The sequence below is a fragment of the Acinetobacter sp. KAM396 genome (assembly GCF_021602765.1).
Taxonomy (GTDB): Bacteria; Pseudomonadota; Gammaproteobacteria; order Pseudomonadales; family Moraxellaceae; genus Acinetobacter; species Acinetobacter towneri_A.
In genome coordinates this window covers 1-887 of the sequence record NZ_BPPH01000092.1, presented here as the reverse complement: position 1 = coordinate 887, position 887 = coordinate 1, and the positions used below count along the sequence as shown (strand labels likewise).

1 protein-coding gene is annotated in these 887 nt (G+C 36.6%); it reads left to right on the top strand.

What is annotated here, in order from left to right; all coding sequences use genetic code 11:
* Positions 1-17: 17 nt before the first annotated feature.
* Entirely contained in the window at positions 18-860 is an 843-nt protein-coding gene (locus tag L6C30_RS14620; protein ID WP_002002480.1) for a carbapenem-hydrolyzing class D beta-lactamase OXA-58, read from the top strand.
* Positions 861-887: the final 27 nt, after the last annotated feature.

The window sequence follows — 887 nt, the reverse complement described above, 5'->3', positions numbered from 1 at the left end:
TTTTAAAGTTGTATATCATGAAATTATTAAAAATATTGAGTTTAGTTTGCTTAAGCATAAGTATTGGGGCTTGTGCTGAGCATAGTATGAGTCGAGCAAAAACAAGTACAATTCCACAAGTGAATAACTCAATCATCGATCAGAATGTTCAAGCGCTTTTTAATGAAATCTCAGCTGATGCTGTGTTTGTCACATATGATGGTCAAAATATTAAAAAATATGGCACGCATTTAGACCGAGCAAAAACAGCTTATATTCCTGCATCTACATTTAAAATTGCCAATGCACTAATTGGTTTAGAAAATCATAAAGCAACATCTACAGAAATATTTAAGTGGGATGGAAAGCCACGTTTTTTTAAAGCATGGGACAAAGATTTTACTTTGGGCGAAGCCATGCAAGCATCTACAGTGCCTGTATATCAAGAATTGGCACGTCGTATTGGTCCAAGCTTAATGCAAAGTGAATTGCAACGTATTGGTTATGGCAATATGCAAATAGGCACGGAAGTTGATCAATTTTGGTTGAAAGGGCCTTTGACAATTACACCTATACAAGAAGTAAAGTTTGTGTATGATTTAGCCCAAGGGCAATTGCCTTTTAAACCTGAAGTTCAGCAACAAGTGAAAGAGATGTTGTATGTAGAGCGCAGAGGGGAGAATCGTCTATATGCTAAAAGTGGCTGGGGAATGGCTGTAGACCCGCAAGTGGGTTGGTATGTGGGTTTTGTTGAAAAGGCAGATGGGCAAGTGGTGGCATTTGCTTTAAATATGCAAATGAAAGCTGGTGATGATATTGCTCTACGTAAACAATTGTCTTTAGATGTGCTAGATAAGTTGGGTGTTTTTCATTATTTATAAGAATTAGAAGTTTGAGGTTAATCTATT

What these genes read in the sequence shown, in the direction of transcription:
- L6C30_RS14620 (WP_002002480.1), top strand. Translation starts at nt 18, where the DNA reads ATGAAATTATTAAAAATATTGAGTTTAGTTTGCTTAAGCATAAGTATT.